This is a genomic window from Actinoplanes lutulentus, assembly GCF_003259845.1.
Lineage (GTDB): Bacteria > Actinomycetota > Actinomycetes > Mycobacteriales > Micromonosporaceae > Actinoplanes > Actinoplanes lutulentus.
The window spans coordinates 57,116-72,826 of the sequence record NZ_QLMJ01000004.1; the positions used below are offsets into that span (position 1 = coordinate 57,116).

Below are 15,711 nucleotides of genomic sequence, written 5' to 3' on the forward strand. Positions count from 1 at the left end.
CCGGACCCCCCTATAAGTCGACGGCCCAGAATATTACTCGGCGAACGGCTCCAGCATCGTCGACGCGGCACGCAACCAAGCCTGTCGAGTTTCGGCCTGGAGGTCGCCGTACTCGATCGAGGAACCGACCTCGAGCGCGGGGTCGTAAGGCACCACCGCGACCGCCCGGGTCCGCGTGGCGAAGTGCTTCTTGAAGTCCTCAAGCAGCGGCAGGTGGCCCGGCGACGGGCACGAGATCAACGTCACGGCGTTTGCCACCATGTCGCCCATCCCGCTCTCCTCGAGCACGTCGAGCATCCAGTCCGCGGTGAAAGCCGCGTCCTCCCGGGGCACCGTGGTGATCACCAGCTGGTCGGCGGTGCGCATCACCGTCTGCCAGTTGACGCTCTCCACGTTGTTGCCGGTGTCGACGCAGATCACGTCATGGGTACGCCGCAGCAGATCGGTCACCCGCCGCACGGTGCCCTGGTCGAGCCGCTGGGCGAAGCGCGGGTTCTCCTCGCCGGCGAGGACGTCGTAGGAGCCGTCCGAGGCGTGCCGCAGATAGGCGTCGAGCTCCTGGAGCAGCGCGTCGCCGTGCAGGTTCTCGATGCGCATCAGGTCGGCGAGCAGGTGCTTGATGGTCCGGGCGTGCCGGGCCGAACCGGCACGCAGACCGAGCGTGCCGCGCAGCTCGTTGTCGTCCCAGGCCAGCACGCCACGACCGCGCACGCTGCCGATGGTGGCCGCGGCCAGCACGGTCGCGGTGGTCTTGTGCACGCCGCCCTTGGGGTTGGCGAACGCCAGCACCCGCGGCTTGCCGAGCTTGCGGCGCAGCACCGAGGCGGCCCGGTCGCTGCCGTCGTCGTTGCGCGTCTGCCGCCACTCGATCCGGGCGCCCGCGGCACTGGCGGCAGGCGAGATCGGCGCCGGCTGCGGCGCGGGGATGCGCGGCGCGGCCTGCGGGGGCACGACCGGCCCCTGCGCGGCCGGATTGCGAGGGTACGCGGGCGCGGCCGGCGCCGGCGGATAAGCACTCGTCGCCGGAGGCTGCTGAGCCAACGGCTGCGGCGCCAGAGACTGCGGCGCCAGAGACTGCGGCGTCATCGGCGGGGCGGGCGGTGCCACGGGTGCCGCGGCCTGCGGAACGACCGGCGGGGCCGGCGGAGGCTGGGCGGCCGGAGCGTATGCCCCACCGGCGTAGCCGTTCGCGAAGCCGCCGGCCGGCGGCGGGGCCGCGTAACCGTTGGCCGCGGGCGGCGGGTACCCGTTCGCCGGATAGTCGCGCGCCGGTGAGGCGTACCCGGAAGGGGCCGCACCGAAATCACGCACCGGAGGTTGTGGGGGTTGGGCCGGAGGCTGCTGATGCGCCGGAGGCGCAGCGCGGCCACCCGGCTCGAAGAAGCTGCTCGGCTGCTCGGGCTCACGCCGGGCCTGCCAGCGAGGGTCGAGCGGGTTGATCGGACGCTGCGGAACAGCGCGCTGCTCCGGCGGCGGTTCCGGTGCGCGGCGCTCGGGAGCGGGCTGCTGCGCCCGGGGATCGAGCGGGTTGAAAGGCCGGCGCTCCACCGGGGCCGCGCCCCGGCCTGGCTGCTGCTGGCCCCATGGCGCCTGCTGTTGAGGCTCCTGCTGCTGCGGAGTCTCTTCCGGCTCTTCGCTGCGGTTGCCATGCCGAGCCCGGTCGAGCAGCGCCCGCCAGCGCGGGGCTGGTTCCGCAGGCCGGCCCCAGCCGGTCTCGGTCCCGTCCACGGCTCGTCCTCTCTGCGCCTACCCGATTGTCATCCTCGGCGATGGTCTAAGCCTTCAGGCGATGTTCTCGCCCCCTGACAGGCTACGGACGAGACCCAGTTCGGGCCACCGGCCGACCGCCCATCCTCGGGTCATTCTTGATCACATAGCGGCACGCTGGTCGTGCACGTGCATCCACCCGAACGTTTCGGGGTCGGAAAACCTAACGGCCGGGCACTTCGGAGGGCGTGCTGTACCCGTCGCGAACAGGACTCGCGTCCGCCGCCGAGGGTACGGCAACCGGAACCTCGGAGGGGAATACGGACTGCGGTGCGGCGGTAGTCGAACTTTCGGGTGAGGCGGATGTCACAGCGGCCTCGATCGACGACGGTATAGGCGTAGGTGTGGCGGAGGCAACGCCTGCTTCGAGGGATGGCACGGCCGGCACCGACGGCTGTTCCGAGACGGTGTCCGTCTCCTCGGGCAGCGGCGGCCGGAACTCCGCCTTGTCCAGCTGGCGCACTTCCGGCGCCGGGTCGACGACCCGGACCACCGGGGTCGCGGCCAGGCCGCTCAGCACGTTCGGCGCGGCACGCACCACGACCGCGAAGACACAGTCACACCCGGCCCGGTACGCGGCCGCCTCCTGAGCCGCCGTGCGGGCAGCGCTCTGATAGGCGGCCCGCAAGCGGCGCTCGTTGCGCCCGTCGCCGCTCAGCGCCTCGCTCAGCCGGAGGTATTCCGCCTCCTCCTGGTCGCGGGACACCGCGGCGGCGAGCATCCCGCCGATCACGTCGGCGGGCAGCTGATAGACCGGGATCCGGGTCACCTGGGTACGCGCGTCCGGAAGCGGCACCCGCGTGTAGACCTGGGCCACTGTCGCGCCGGCCAGCAGCGCCGGGAGGCTGCTCGGTGACGCGTACGACCGGAGGGTGACCAGCGCCCAGGTGTCGCCGGAGGTGCCGAGCGTCTCCACCTCGTGCTTCGCCGCGTCGGAGTAACCACCGACGGACTGGCCCTCCACCACGCCGACCCGGACCACCTCGCCGGTCGACTCACCGGCGGGCAGTTCGCGGTCGGCCCAGATCAGTGCCGAGACCAGTGCCGTGATAGCCGCCAGCGCGACTCCGGTCATGATCAATGACCGGAGTGAGCCGCCCCCGAACCTGACGAGGACCGCCCGCAGACCAGGCGCGGGGCCCACGTTTCACTCCCGACTGCTGTGGCTAGCTGCTGGCGTCCTCCAGGACGTCCAGCGCGTATTTCAGGTCGTCAGGGTAGTCGCTGACGAACCGGACCTCATCGTGCGTCCGGGGGTGGACAAACGCCAGTTCGCGGGCGTGCAGCCACTGACGGTCCAGTTTCAGCCGGGCGGCCAGGGTGGGATCCGCACCGTACGCCGTGTCACCGACGCACGGATGCCGCAGCGCCGAGAAGTGCACCCGGATCTGGTGGGTACGCCCGGTCTCCAGCCGCACGTCCACCAGGCTGGCCGACCGGAACGCCTCAAGCGTGTCGTAGTGCGTCACGCTGGGCTTGCCGTCCGACATCACCGCGAACTTCCAGTCAGCGGTCGGGTGCCGGTCGATCGGGGCGTCGATGGTGCCGCGCAACGGATCCAGGTGCCCCTGGACCACGGCGTGGTACCGCTTCTCCACCTCGCGCTCCTTGAACGCCCGCTTCAGCTCGGTGTACGCCACCTCGCTCTTCGCCACCACCATGAGGCCGGTGGTGCCGACGTCGAGGCGGTGCACCACGCCCTGCCGCTCGGCGGCACCGCTGGTCGCCACGTTCTGGCCCATCGCGGCCAGCCCGCCGATCACGGTCGGCCCGGTCCACCCGGGACTCGGGTGAGCCGCGACACCGACCGGCTTGTCCACCACGACGATGTCGTCGTCGCTATAGATGATCTTCATGCCGTGCACCGGCGCGGCGACGATCGTCGGCGCGGCCACCGGCGCGGGCAGGGTCACCTCGAGCCAGGCGCCGGCCGTGACCTTCTCCGACTTGAGCCGGGCAACACCGTCCACCAGCGCGTCACCGGACTCCACCAGGTCGGCCGCGGCCGTCCGGGAAAGCCCGAAGAGGCGGGAGACGGCCTGGTCCAGGCGCATGCCGTGGAGCCCGTCCGGGACGGGCAGGGATCGCTGACTCATGCTGGCTCCTCGGCCTTCTTTTTCTTGGCGACGAGCCGGCTGCCGTCACGCTGCCGGCCGGTCAGCTCCAGCAGGACCGCGAGCACCACACCGACGCTGAGGCAGCTGTCGGCGATGTTGAAGACGGCGAAGTACTCACCGTACGGACCGAAGACGCTGATCATGTCGACCACATGGCCGTGCAGGAAGCTGGGCGCCCGGAACAGCCGGTCGCCCAGGTTGCCGAGCGCGCCGCCGAGCACCAGGCCGAGCGCGATCGCCCACGGCACCGAGCGCAGGCGCAGCGCCATCCAGCCGATCCAGCCGACCACCACGATGGTGATCAGCGGGAAGACCCAGGTGAAGGAACTGCCGAAACTGAACGCGGCTCCGCTGTTGCGCAGCAGCGACAGATAAACCAGACCACCGAGGATCCGGACCGGCTCGCCCGGATCCAGGTTCTCGGTGGAGAGGTGCTTGACCCACTGGTCGAGCGCCACGGCGATCACCGCGGTCGCGCCCAGGACGGCCACGGCGCGGGGGGCGAACCGCGGTCTCGCGGTCACCGGCTCGTCGGCGTTCAGCGTCGTTCCTCCAACTGCTTGCACGGGATACAAAGAGTCGCGGACGGGAACGCCGCCAGTCGTTCGACCGGGATCTGGTTACCGCACCGCTCACACCAACCGTAGTTGCCCGCTCCGAGCCGATCGATGGCGCGTTCCACCTGTGTGATCCGCTCGAGCAGGTTGTTGGCCAGCGTGATCTCCTGCTCCCGCTCGAACGTCTTGGTGCCCGCATCGGCCTGGTCGTCCCCGGCCGAGTCGGCGACCCGCTCGCGCTGCAACTCGGTGATCTCGCTGAGCGACTGATCGTACTCGGCCTGCAGCTCGGTGAACCGCGCGACCAGAGCCTGCCGGATCTCCTCGGTCTCCGCCTCGCTGCGGCTGCGCTCCGCAGCGGACGAACCGGACCGGACTTCGGTTGCCTTGGCCATCGTCGCTCCCTCGGCCGCGCCCGGCGCGGCGATCCGCGGTCTGCGGGACTCCTCGTCCCTTGGTCTGTTACCCCGTGAGCCCGGTGGGGTCCCCGGCCGTAGATCTTCCCCCACCTGCACAAACGGCGCGGCAGGAAACAGCCGCGCACGCGTTGAGGTTGGCAAGGATACGGAAGGTGAAGTGGCCCGACAACCCACCATCCCACTCGGTTCCGACAAACCGGCTGAAACGAGTCAGCGGGCCGTCGAGTTACCGACGATACACCCCACGTGACTCACCGATTACCAACAGTCATTGAAGTAGAGCCGTGAGTCGTTGTTCCCACTCACCCGCCGGTGCCGTGACCGTGAACACCTTGTCCCGGCTGGTCGCGCCGAGCCGCAACTCGACCGCCGCCGGGCGCAGGCCCAGCGCCTCGGCGAGGGCTCTGCGGACGGCCTCGGTGGCCCGGCCGTCCACCGCCGGGGCACTGACCGCGACGATCACCGCGGGGCCGTGCGGGCCGTCGTAACGGCCGCCGACCTTGTTGCGACCGGCGCCGGGGCGCACCCGGACCGCGACCGATCCGGGCCTCACCGCCGGACCGGCTCTGATCGCCGGCCAGGCCTGATCGCGCGACCGGCTTTGATCGCCAGGCCGGGGTCATCACATCGCCGGGCCGGGGTCATCGCATCGCCGGATCGAGAGTCATCGCTGGGAGACGGCGGCGACCAGCCGGTCGACCGGCCGGCACAGGCCGCACGGGCTGAAGCCGAGCTCGACCGCCTCGTTCACCGGCAGCGGCTCGGTGAGCCTGCCGACCAGATGCGGGCAGTCCGCCATGTGGTACCGGGGGCGGCCGTCGACCACGAGCACCTCGGCGTCCAGGCGGGCCACCAGGACCGCGTCGGCCGGGCGCACCGACTGCGGCAGCGGCTCGTCGTCCGGGTCGTCGTCGTCCGGCTCGTCGAACTCGTCGTCGGCCTCGTCCACGAGATCGGCCGTCTCGGCCGGGCGGCGTTCCTCACCCGGACGCCGCCAGGGCGGGTCGTCGGCGTCGCTCACCCGGGCCGCGCCGATCGTCGAGGCGGCACGGTCGTAATCGGCCGCGGCCGGCTCGTCGGCGAAACTGGGCGTGGGGCCGAAATCAGACCTGGAGTCGGAATCCGCGTAGTCTGCGGCACGGGACGGAACGCCGTCCGATTCACCCGTGAGATGGTCCGCCGCGTCCCGTTCGCCGGCCGCGCGAGCGGCTTCCGGGGAGTCGTCGAAGTGTTCCGCGGCGCCCGCATGCGGAGTGGCCGCGCCGGCCTGATCGGCGAAGCCGGATTCGGCTGCGAACACCGGCCCGGCCGAGGCAGAATTTTCGGGGTACGGATCCTCGTCACCGGCGTACCGCGCGGACTCGGCGTACTGCGCGGAGCCGGAGTACTGAGCTGACTCTGAATATTGAGCCGACTCGGAGTATTGGGCTTCATCCGCGTAATCGGCGGACTCCGAGTACTGGGGGCCGGGCTCCGGGTACTCAGCGGGCTCTGCGTAATCAGCAGGATCGGGCTGGCTCCGGGACGGCGTCTCGGGCATCGGACCTGGGCGTTCCCAGTTGTCCTGCTCCGCGGCGCGGCGGGCGGCCGTCTGGCGCAACCCGAGAACGAGGGCAGCCGCGACGAGCAGGCTGACCACGATCGAGGCTATGAGCAGATTGCTCGAGCCGTTGATCAGCCCGAACGCGAGAAACAACACCGCGACGGGGATGAGCAGGAGACTAGCAACGATCATGGCTCATCCTCGTCGCGGTTCGGTTCTCGATCGCGGTACCGGGAGGGTGTCCGGTCAGCGACCCGATTCGATGGAGTTGGTCCGGCTGCCGCCGTACGAGCCGGCGAGGCCGGCTGCGGCGAGACCACCCGAACCACCAACAGCGCGGCCCGCGTCGGCCCTGGTCAGCTCGGCCTCAAGGCCCTGACCACGACCGTCCAGGTCACGCAACTGGCTCTCCAGGTACGCCTTCAGGCGGGTGCGGTACTCCCGCTCGAACTGCTTCAGCTCCTCGATGTGCTTCTGCAGCGCGGTCCGCTTGGCGTCCAGGCCGCCCATGGCCTCCTGGTGCCGCTGGCGCGCGTCCCGCTCGAGGGCGTCGGCCTTGGCCCGCGCCTCGCGGGTGACCTCCTCCGCCTTGGAACGAGCGTCGGAGAGAAGCTTGTCGGCCTCGCGGCGAGCGTCCGACACGTGGTCGTCGGCGGTCCGCTGGGCCATCATCAGGACGCGCAGCGCCTGCTGCTCGCCATCGGCGGCGGTCTGGGCAGCACCCGGGCCGGGGCCCTGGGCACGGACCTGCTCAAGCTCAGCCTGCATCTGCCGGGCAGCCTGCTCGGCTGCCGACTTGTCCCGCTGCACACGGTCGAGCTGGGCTTTCAGGTCGTTGAGCTCGGCTGCCATGCGGGGATCGGCACCCGGGGCCACTGGTGCGCCACCCCGGCCGCCGCGCTCCACCTGGGCGCGCAGCTCGTTGTTCTCCTCGATCAGACGGGCGAGCTCGCGCTCCACCTCGTCAAGGAAGGCGTCGACCTCCTCCTCGTCATACCCCCGCTTGCCGATCGGGGGCTTCTTGAAGGCGACGTTGTGCACGTCGGCCGGGGTCAGCGGCATCGAAACTCCTCGGGTCAGTCGCGGCCGCGGTTGGGGCTGCTGCTAGCTGTATGTGTTGATCAGTGGAACCAGCACGAAGTTCATGAGCACGAACAGGATAACCAGCAGCACGATGGAAGCCAGGTCCAAACTCACGTTACCAATGCGCAGCGGTGGGATCACACGCCTCAACGCCTTGAGAGGTGGATCCGTGACGCTCCACACCGATTCGAGTCCGGCGGACGCACCCCGGCTGGGCTGCCATCGGCGTCCGTACTGGAGTACCGCACCCAGCACGAATCTGGCCAGCAGCACCATGAAGAAGAGGTACAGCAAGATATAGAGAGTCTGGAACACGATCGACAGCACGTTCGGCGGATCCCTCGTTCGGGTCAACTCTGAGTGAAGAAGCCGCCCTCAGCGATCTTGGCCTTGTCCTCTGCGGTGACCTGGACATTCGCCGGTGAGAGCAGGAAAACCCGGTTGGTCACGCGCTCGATCGTACCGCGAAGACCAAAGGCCAGCCCGGCGGCGAAGTCAACGAGGCGGCGAGCGTCGGATTCATCCATCTCGGTGAGATTGATGATGACCGGAACGCCGTCGCGGAAGTGCTCGCCGATCGTGCGCGCCTCCCGGTACGTGGTGGGGTGCAGCGTGGTGATCTGGTAACGCTGCTCCTCCTCCACCGGACGCGGCTGGACCTGGGGCTGGACCTGCGGCTGCGGCTTCAGCGCGAGGTTCTCCCGGGTCGAGTAACTGAGCGCGTTGCCCTGGTCCGATGCCGCCTGCGGCCGGGTGATGGAGCGCACGCTCGCCCGATCGAGGCGCTCGCTCTCTTCCCGTTCGAGGTCGGCACGAGCCGCGGACACCCGGTCGAGCCGGGTGCGCTCGGAACGCGCACGCGGAACGGCGCGCTCCTCTTCTTCGTCTTCCTCGGCGAACTCGTCGGCGTACCGGTCGCTGGAGTAACGCTCGCGATCCCGGTCGCGCTCACGACCCCGGTCGCGGTCACGGTCGCGGTCACGGTACGAGGTCTCGCGGTAGCCGCGGTCGTCGTATCCGCGGTCGTCGTCCTCCTCGACGAGGCCGAGCCAAACGCCTGCCTTACGCAACGCGCTCATGCCGCCCCTCCCTGCCGAGCGTCCATGCCCCCACCTCCGTGTCCGCTGTGCGGCCCGCGCCCCCTCGGCGTGCCGCGTCCCCCCTTGTGCGAGCCGAACACACGGGTCCGATTCGGACCCACGACCCGCTGCGACGCTGCGTCGTCGGACGCGTCGGCCGTCGTGCTGGTGGCGCGTCGCGTAAAACAACACCTGTGTAGTTTGCTGCCCGGCGCAAGGCTACCGCAGCGAGTTTCGCATCCCGAGTAAAGATGTACCGATCCGTACGTGTGTCGCCCCGTGCCGGACGGCCGCCTCAAGATCGCCGCTCATACCCGCGGAGACCGTCGTGGCGCCCGGATACCGTTCGCCCATCTGTCCAGCCAGTACGGCCAGACGTCCGAACGCACGATCCGGATCCCAGCCCAGTGGCGCCACCGCCATCACGCCGGCGAGCCGGAGACCGTCCGATGAGGTCACCGTGTCGGATACCCGCCAAAGATCATCTTCAACCACGCCGCCACGTGATGGATCTCCGTCGAGACTGATTTGGATCAGAATGTCGAGCGGAACCTCGCGGGTCTGCGCCGCCCGGCCCAGCGCCTCGGCCAGGCGCTCGGAACCGACCGACTCGACCACATCGGCGTACCCGGCAACGGATTTGACCTTGTTGCGCTGCAGTTGGCCGACGAAGTGCCAGCGCAGGCGTACCCCAGCGGCCTGTGCCTGCGCTGCCTTGGCAGCCGCTTCCTGGTCTTTGTTCTCCCCGACGTCGGTGACGCCGAGCCCGGCGAGCAACAGAACGTCGCTCGCCGGGTACGTCTTGGTCACCGCGGTAAGGGTGACGCCGCCCGCCGGACGACCGGCCGCCTCACAGGCGCGCGCGATCCGGTCCAGCACTTGCTGAAGGTTGGCGGCGAGCTCGGCCCGCCGCCCTTCACTATCACGATCCATCGACGGTGCTCAGGAACCGTTCTTGAGGAAGTCCGGCACGTCCACATCGTCGAAGAGCACCCGACGGGGCGGAGGGGTCGTGTTCTGCACCGGAGCCACCGGGGCCGGCGTGCTGACCGGCGGCGAGCTGGGCTGCGGAACGACCTTGCGCACCGGCTCGGCCGGCTTGTACGAAGGCGTGCCCCCGTCGAAGCCCGCCGCGATCACCGTGACACGCACCTCGTCGCCGAGAGCGTCGTCGATGACCGCACCGAAGATGATGTTCGCGTCCGGGTGGGCCGCGTCGGTGACCAGCTGCGCCGCGTCGTTGATCTCGAACAGACCGAGGTCCGAGCCACCGGCGATGGAGAGCAGCACGCCCCGTGCACCGTCCATGCTCTGCTCCAGCAGCGGGCTGGAGATCGCACGCTCGGCCGCTTCGACCGCGCGGTTGTCGCCGCGCGCGCTGCCGATGCCCATGAGCGCGCTTCCCGCGTTGCTCATGACGCTCTTCACGTCCGCGAAGTCCAGGTTGATCAGACCCGGCGTGGTGATCAGGTCGGTGATGCCCTGAACACCGGAGAGCAGGACCTGGTCGGCCTGGCGGAACGCGTCCATCATGGAGATGCCGCGGTCGCCGAGCGCGAGCAGCCTGTCGTTCGGGATGACGATGAGCGTGTCGCACTGGTTGCGCAGCTCGTCGATGCCGGCCTCGGCCTGGACCTGGCGCCGCTTGCCCTCGAACGAGAACGGGCGGGTGACCACGCCGATGGTGAGAGCGCCGAGCTTGCGCGCGATGTTCGCGACCACGGGCGCGCCGCCCGTGCCCGTTCCGCCGCCCTCGCCACAGGTGACGAAGACCATGTCGGCGCCCTTGAGCACCTCTTCGATCTCGTCCCGGTGGTCCTCGGCGGCGTTCTTGCCGACCTCGGGCTGTGCGCCGGCGCCGAGGCCCCGGGTCAGCTCGCGGCCGACGTCGAGCTTCACGTCGGCATCGCTCATCAGCAACGCCTGGGCGTCAGTGTTGATCGCGATGAACTCGACGCCTTTCAGCCCGACCTCGATCATGCGGTTCACGGCGTTAACGCCGCCGCCGCCGATACCGACGACCTTGATGACCGCAAGGTAGTTGTGTGGTGGTGTCATCGGTGTCCAGCCTTCCCTTCCAGGGTGGTCGAATGTCGACGGCCCCTGCGGCCCAAGAACCGCACTTCAACATTCGCTGCCGTACAAGGGAGGGCGAGGAAACCCTCACCCTCTACTAGAGGTCTAGAGTTATGTCAACTACTCAAACCTCTCGACGCAACGTAAGCAAACATCTCGCTGCGACCAAAGACCCTGGACGGCGTGTCGCGTCCGCTTACGTGGCGAGTATCCGACTCACCCGTAACCTTAGACGTATTGTTCCGTTTCTGCGGGCTTGTCCGGTTAACCGGATTTCTACCTGATCGTCACGACCGTCGGAGCGCTGACGTCGATCTCCTCGCCCTTCTGGCCGAGCAGTTCGGTCGCTACTTTGCTCTTTTCGTCGCTTTTCGTGTCGTCGCCCCAGATGACGACACGACCCTTCCGCAACTCCAACCGGATCTGCACCGGCGAGGGGACGGCCACGGCGACGAGTTGTTTGCGAAGTTCGTCACTGAGAGCGCCCAGCACGGTCAGCGCCGAACCGGTGTTCGTGTCCAGCGGCCCCGGCGCCGAGAGACGCGCCAGCGGCAGGCCGGCCGGCTGCTCCGCCACGGCCCGGAACGGCACACCCTCGTCGTCGATCAGGATGAAGCCCTGCTTGGCCGGCACCGCGGCCACCGCCACCCGTTCGACGACCTCGATCACCACGGTCGACGGCCAGCTGCGGTTGATCAGTACCCGGTCCACCGCCGGCAGGCCGCGTACCCGGGCGCTCGCCGCGCCCAGGTCGACCCGGGCCAGCGGGCGGTCCGGCTCGATCGCGGCGGCCGCGCGGATCTGCTCCGCGGAGAGCAGCTCGGCGCCGACCACGTCGACCTCGCGCACACCCAGCACCGAGGTGCCGTAGACCAGCCAGACCAGGCCACCGGCGACCAGGAGCACACCGGCGGCGACCATCCACGGCATCGCGGCCCGCAGCTTGCGCTGACGTGCCCGGGCCATGAACCGGCGTGCCGACGACGGCACGGCGTCGGTGTCCGCGCGTACCAGGCGCCAGTTGCGGTTGCCCCCGCCCGCCACTGCTACCCCGCCAGGTCGGGTTGCTGGTCCGCCTCGGCGAGCGCGGCCAGCAGCTCGTCACCCATCAGCGAGATCGGCGGCGCGCCCATCGTGACCACCACGTCGCCGGGACGGCTGCGGCGGACCACCTCGGCGGGCACGTCGTCCCAGTCCGGCACGAAGACCTTGCGGTCGTCCGCGAGGTCGATCGCCGCGGTCAGCGCCCGGCCACCCTCGCCCGGCCCGCGGGTCTCCCCCGGACCGAAGACCTCCATGCAGATCACCTCGTCGGCGACCGCGAGACCCTCGGCCAGCTCGGCCTGAAGGTCGCGGGTGCGGTACACCCGGTACGGCTGGAAGACCACGAGCAGCCGGCCGTCGCCGGCCACCTCGCGCAGCGTCCGCAGAGCGGCCTTCACCGACGTCGGGTGGTACGCGTACTCGTCGTAGACCCGCACGCCCGCGGCGACACCCTTGCGCTCGAACCGGCGGCGCACACCCGGGAACGACTCCAGGGCCTCGGTCACCTTGTCCAGCGGCAGGCCGAGCTTCAGGGCGGTCAGCACGGTGGCCGCGCTGTTCAGGCCCATGTGCTTGCCGGGCAGCGCCAGTTTCAGCTCGCCGAGCGGCTTGCCGTCCAGCTCCGCCTGGTACCGCACGCCGCTGGTCGAGGAGACGATCTCGCTGATCCGCAGATCGGCGCCCTCAGCCTCGCCGTACGTGTAGACGGTCTTGCCGGCCGCCCGCAGATCAGCGATCAGCTCCTCGGTGCCCGGCCCGTCCGCGCAGGTCACCACGAACCCGTCGGCGAGTCCGCCGAACTGGAGGAAACCGGCTTTCAGCGACTCCAGGTCGCCCCAGTTGTTGAGGTGGTCGCCCTCGATGTTCGTGATGATCGCGACGTGCGGCCGGTAGATCAGGAACGACTTGTCGCTCTCGTCCGCCTCGACCACGAAGTGCGGCCCGCTGCCGTGGTGCCCGGCCGCGCCGGCCGCGGAGATCTCGCCACCGATCACAAAGGACGGGTCGTGCCCGGCGTGCTGCAGGATCACCGTCATGATCGAGGTGGTGGTGGTCTTGCCGTGGGTACCGGCGATCGCGATGCTCTGCCGGTTCGTCATGGCCGTCGCGAGGGCCTCGGAGCGGTGCAGCACCCGCAGACCGCGGCGGCGCGCCTCGGCGAGCTCGATGTGGTCCTGCGGGATCGCGGTCGAGTAGACGACCGTGTCCACACCGTCCAGGTTCGACGCCACGTGCGACATGTGCACGGTGCCACCGAGAGCCCGCAGGGCCGCCAGGGCAGGCCACTCGCGCAGCTCACTGCCGGAGACCGGCACACCACGGGTCAGCAGCAGGCGGGCCAGGCCGGCCATGCCGACCCCACCGATGCCGATCAGGTGCACGCTGCCCAGGTCCTCGGCGGTCAACTCACCGGCCGGACTCAACTCCGCCGTGCTCACGATTTAACTCCCTTGACGAAGATGAGATGCATCAGCCGACCGCTTCGAGCACGTAGCGCAGCAGCGCCTCGTCGCCGTCCCGGCGTCCGTACCGGGCCGCGGCGGCGCCCATCCCGGCGAGCCGCTGCCGGTCCCGGGCCAGCGGGATGATGTTGCGTTCGATCCAGTCCGGGGTCAGCTCGCTGTTGTCCACGAGCAGGCCGCCACCCGACTCCACCACCGGCAGCGCGTTGCGGCGCTGTTCCTGGTTGCTGAACGGGTACGGCACGTAGACGGCCGGCATGCCGAGCGCCGTGGTCTCGGCCACCGTGATCGCCCCGCCCCGGCAGAGCATCAGGTCCGCGGCCGCATAACCGAGTTCCATCTCGGAGAGGTACGGCACCACCACGTACGGGACGGGCAGGTCGTTCGGCACCTCGAACGGGTCGTTGCGGCCGCCCTGCACGTGCAGCACCTGGATGCCGGCGTGCGCGAGCCGCTTGGCGGCCGCAGCGACCGCCAGGTTGACCGTACGAGCGCCGGAGGAGCCACCGGAGACGAAGAGCACCGGCAGGTCCGGGCGCAGCCCGAAGTGGTACAGAGCCTGCGGGCGCAGCGCCGGCCGGTCCATGTGCGTGATGCCGGTCCGCAGCGGTACGCCGACCAGCCGGGCGTTGCGCAGCGACTCGGCCTGCTCCAGCTGGTGCGGGAAGCCCACCGCGATCCGCTTGGTGAACTTCATGCCCATCCGGTTCGCGACACCCGGCGGCACGTTCACCTCGTGGATCACGATCGGCAGCTCGCGCCGCCAGGCCGCCAGGTACGCCGGCACCGACACGTAACCGCCGAATCCGACGACCACCTCGGCCTGCACCTCGTCGATGATCTCGCCGGCCGCGTGCGCGGACTTGTACATCCGGTCCGGCGTGCGCAGCAGGTCCAGGTTCAGCGACCGGGGAAGCTGGAACGCCGGGATCGAGCGCAGGTCGTAACCGGCCGCCGGGATGAGCGTGTTCTCCATGCCCTTCGGGCTGCCCAGCGTGGTGATCCGAATGTTCGGGAAGTGGCGTCGTAACGCGTCGGCGAAGGCGAGCAGCGGATAGATGTGCCCTCCGGTGCCTCCGCCGGCAAGCACGACCGACCGCAGCGAGCTCATCTCACCGTCTCCTTCCGTCCCCCGCACCGACAGGCTTTTTCTGGGCCGGCGGACGCGCCGAACCCGTGCGCCGCGGCGGGGGCAGCGGCGGCAGCGGGGCCCACACTAGTCGTACCCATCTCGGGGTCGGACGGGCGTTCAGCGCTCGCGCCGCGTCGGGTTCCGCCCGGGCGAACGACGCCAGCATGCCGATCGCCGCCAGAGTCACCACCAGAGCGGTTCCACCTGCGGAGATGAACGGTAGCGGAAGGCCGGTGATGGGCAGCAGCCCGACCACCCCACCCATGTTGATCACGGCCTGGGCGACCAGCCACGTGGTGATCGCGGACGCCGCGAGCCGCCGGAACGGGTCGCTGGAGCGCCGCGCGATGCGGAACCCGGTGTACGCCAGCACGGACAGCAACGCCAGCACCACGGCACAGCCGACCACGCCCAACTCCTCGGCGACGATCGCGAAGATGAAGTCGTTGTCGGCCTCCGGCACCCAGCCCCACTTGAGCGCGCCCTTGCCCAGCCCGACGCCGAACCAGCCGCCCTCGAAGATCGCCGAGCGGCCCTGGATGATCTGGTAGCAGGTGCCGTTCGGGTCACACTTGTCCAGCGGCGTGAGGAAGCTGGTGAGCCGCTCCAGGCGATAGTTCGGCTCCCCCGCGGTGCCGGAACCGGCGCCCCGGGACGCCGCGGCGATCAGCAGACCGACACCGGCGAGGCCGAGCACTCCGAGCGCGGCGAAGAACCTCATCCGTACGCCCGCCGCCCAGAGCAGGCCGACGATCAGGGAGAGCAGCACCAGCATGGTGCCGAGGTCGTTGTAACCGACCAGCACGAACAGCAGCCCGATCACCGGGAACAGCGGCATCGCCAGCTCACGCCAGTGCCCCAGTTTCGGACCCTTGCGGGCGATCACGTCGGCACCCCAGAGCACCATGCCGACCTTCGCGAGCTCACCCGGCTGCAGGCTGACCGGCCCGAAGTACAGCCAGTTCAGCTCGGCCTTGATCGGGCCGATCGAGCCCTTGCCGATCTTCGCCGACGCCAGCGCGTGCAGCACCGCGAGGATCACCAGCAGAACGATGGCGATGCCCATGATGTATTTGCCGAGCGTCCGCAGGGTCTGCGCGGGCAACCGCTGGCACACCCAGAACCCGACGAGCCCCAGCAGCGCGTAGACAGCCTGGCTGGAGATGTCCGCGAAGGCGTTCCCGCTCGCCGCGAACGCCTTCACGCTGGTCGCCGAGAACACCATGGTGAGCCCGATCAGCAGCAGCAGGCCGGAGCTGGCGATCAGCAGGTAGTAGGACGAGAGGGGTCGAGCCAGCAGCCCGTGCACCGCGGGCATCAGCTGCCGGCTCAGCGACGGGCGGGCCTTGTGAATACGGTCGTCCGCCATGACCCCATCATCGTCCGATGTCCACATGCCGGACGGTCACATCCCGGGCGTGTCGCGATTGT

At 69.7% G+C, this 15,711-nt stretch carries 16 protein-coding genes; all 16 read right to left on the bottom strand.

Annotated elements, in window-relative coordinates; translation table 11 throughout:
• Window positions 1–33: 33 nt before the first annotated feature.
• The 16 genes from B0I29_RS10565 to B0I29_RS10640 all read right to left on the bottom strand — a co-directional run bounded on the left by B0I29_RS10565 (window position 34) and on the right by B0I29_RS10640 (window position 15,649).
• On the bottom strand, window positions 34–1,728 hold the full coding sequence (locus B0I29_RS10565) for a MinD/ParA family ATP-binding protein (RefSeq protein WP_111648750.1): 1,695 nt from the start codon (window positions 1,726–1,728) through the stop codon (window positions 34–36).
• Between the two features lie 202 nt (window positions 1,729–1,930).
• Window positions 1,931–2,842, bottom strand: a complete 912-nt coding sequence (locus B0I29_RS10570) for a hypothetical protein (protein ID WP_245972427.1) — start codon at window positions 2,840–2,842, stop codon at window positions 1,931–1,933.
• A 91-nt stretch (window positions 2,843–2,933) separates the two neighbouring features.
• Window positions 2,934–3,863 (bottom strand): RluA family pseudouridine synthase, encoded by a 930-nt coding sequence (locus B0I29_RS10575; RefSeq protein ID WP_111648752.1) that lies wholly within the window; start codon window positions 3,861–3,863, stop codon window positions 2,934–2,936.
• On the bottom strand, window positions 3,860–4,450 hold the full coding sequence (gene lspA / locus B0I29_RS10580) for a signal peptidase II (protein ID WP_111649141.1): 591 nt from the start codon (window positions 4,448–4,450) through the stop codon (window positions 3,860–3,862). Before lspA ends, B0I29_RS10575 begins: the two co-directional genes overlap by 4 nt.
• Window positions 4,423–4,836 carry a TraR/DksA family transcriptional regulator gene (locus B0I29_RS10585; protein ID WP_111648753.1) on the bottom strand — a complete coding sequence of 138 codons (414 nt, stop codon included), beginning with the start codon at window positions 4,834–4,836 and terminating at the stop codon, window positions 4,423–4,425. Before B0I29_RS10585 ends, lspA begins: the two co-directional genes overlap by 28 nt.
• A gap of 292 nt (window positions 4,837–5,128) precedes the next feature.
• Window positions 5,129–5,413 carry a DUF167 domain-containing protein gene (locus tag B0I29_RS10590; RefSeq protein ID WP_111648754.1) on the bottom strand — a complete coding sequence of 95 codons (285 nt, stop codon included), beginning with the start codon at window positions 5,411–5,413 and terminating at the stop codon, window positions 5,129–5,131.
• 111 nt (window positions 5,414–5,524) lie between these two features.
• On the bottom strand, window positions 5,525–6,595 hold the full coding sequence (locus tag B0I29_RS45665; protein WP_181557760.1) for an MSCRAMM family adhesin: 1,071 nt from the start codon (window positions 6,593–6,595) through the stop codon (window positions 5,525–5,527).
• Between the two features lie 54 nt (window positions 6,596–6,649).
• Window positions 6,650–7,465, bottom strand: coding sequence for a DivIVA domain-containing protein (locus B0I29_RS10600; protein ID WP_111648755.1), 816 nt, complete (start codon window positions 7,463–7,465; stop codon window positions 6,650–6,652).
• Window positions 7,466–7,507: 42 nt separating this feature from the next.
• Window positions 7,508–7,813, bottom strand: a complete 306-nt coding sequence (locus B0I29_RS10605) for a YggT family protein (protein ID WP_111648756.1) — start codon at window positions 7,811–7,813, stop codon at window positions 7,508–7,510.
• A 23-nt stretch (window positions 7,814–7,836) separates the two neighbouring features.
• Complete coding sequence (locus B0I29_RS10610) at window positions 7,837–8,565, bottom strand: cell division protein SepF (RefSeq protein WP_111648757.1); 729 nt, start codon at window positions 8,563–8,565, stop codon at window positions 7,837–7,839.
• Window positions 8,566–8,784: 219 nt separating this feature from the next.
• Window positions 8,785–9,498, bottom strand: a complete 714-nt coding sequence (locus tag B0I29_RS10615; protein WP_111648758.1) for a YggS family pyridoxal phosphate-dependent enzyme — start codon at window positions 9,496–9,498, stop codon at window positions 8,785–8,787.
• Window positions 9,499–9,507: 9 nt separating this feature from the next.
• A complete protein-coding gene (ftsZ, locus tag B0I29_RS10620; protein WP_111648759.1) occupies window positions 9,508–10,623 on the bottom strand; it encodes a cell division protein FtsZ in 1,116 nt (371 codons plus the stop codon).
• Between the two features lie 294 nt (window positions 10,624–10,917).
• Entirely contained in the window at window positions 10,918–11,685 is a 768-nt protein-coding gene (locus tag B0I29_RS10625) for a cell division protein FtsQ/DivIB (RefSeq protein WP_111648760.1), read from the bottom strand.
• Window positions 11,686–11,687: 2 nt separating this feature from the next.
• Entirely contained in the window at window positions 11,688–13,124 is a 1,437-nt protein-coding gene (murC, locus tag B0I29_RS10630; protein WP_111648761.1) for a UDP-N-acetylmuramate--L-alanine ligase, read from the bottom strand.
• A 31-nt stretch (window positions 13,125–13,155) separates the two neighbouring features.
• A complete protein-coding gene (murG, locus tag B0I29_RS10635; RefSeq protein WP_111648762.1) occupies window positions 13,156–14,259 on the bottom strand; it encodes an undecaprenyldiphospho-muramoylpentapeptide beta-N-acetylglucosaminyltransferase in 1,104 nt (367 codons plus the stop codon).
• 1 nt (window position 14,260) lies between these two features.
• Window positions 14,261–15,649: an FtsW/RodA/SpoVE family cell cycle protein gene (locus B0I29_RS10640; protein ID WP_111648763.1), complete on the bottom strand. Its 1,389-nt coding sequence runs from the start codon at window positions 15,647–15,649 to the stop codon at window positions 14,261–14,263.
• Window positions 15,650–15,711 lie beyond the last annotated feature (62 nt).

Bases quoted from the DNA above. Each gene is read 5' to 3' on its own strand.
- B0I29_RS10570 (WP_245972427.1), bottom strand. From the start codon at position 2,842: ATGACCGGAGTCGCGCTGGCGGCTATCACGGCACTGGTCTCGGCACTG.
- B0I29_RS10575 (WP_111648752.1), bottom strand. From the start codon at position 3,863: ATGAGTCAGCGATCCCTGCCCGTCCCGGACGGGCTCCACGGCATGCGC.
- B0I29_RS10585 (WP_111648753.1), bottom strand. From the start codon at position 4,836: ATGGCCAAGGCAACCGAAGTCCGGTCCGGTTCGTCCGCTGCGGAGCGC.
- B0I29_RS45665 (WP_181557760.1), bottom strand. From the start codon at position 6,595: ATGATCGTTGCTAGTCTCCTGCTCATCCCCGTCGCGGTGTTGTTTCTC.
- B0I29_RS10600 (WP_111648755.1), bottom strand. From the start codon at position 7,465: ATGCCGCTGACCCCGGCCGACGTGCACAACGTCGCCTTCAAGAAGCCC.
- B0I29_RS10610 (WP_111648757.1), bottom strand. From the start codon at position 8,565: ATGAGCGCGTTGCGTAAGGCAGGCGTTTGGCTCGGCCTCGTCGAGGAG.
- B0I29_RS10615 (WP_111648758.1), bottom strand. From the start codon at position 9,498: ATGGATCGTGATAGTGAAGGGCGGCGGGCCGAGCTCGCCGCCAACCTT.
- ftsZ (WP_111648759.1), bottom strand. From the start codon at position 10,623: ATGACACCACCACACAACTACCTTGCGGTCATCAAGGTCGTCGGTATC.
- murG (WP_111648762.1), bottom strand. From the start codon at position 14,259: ATGAGCTCGCTGCGGTCGGTCGTGCTTGCCGGCGGAGGCACCGGAGGG.
- B0I29_RS10640 (WP_111648763.1), bottom strand. From the start codon at position 15,649: ATGGCGGACGACCGTATTCACAAGGCCCGCCCGTCGCTGAGCCGGCAG.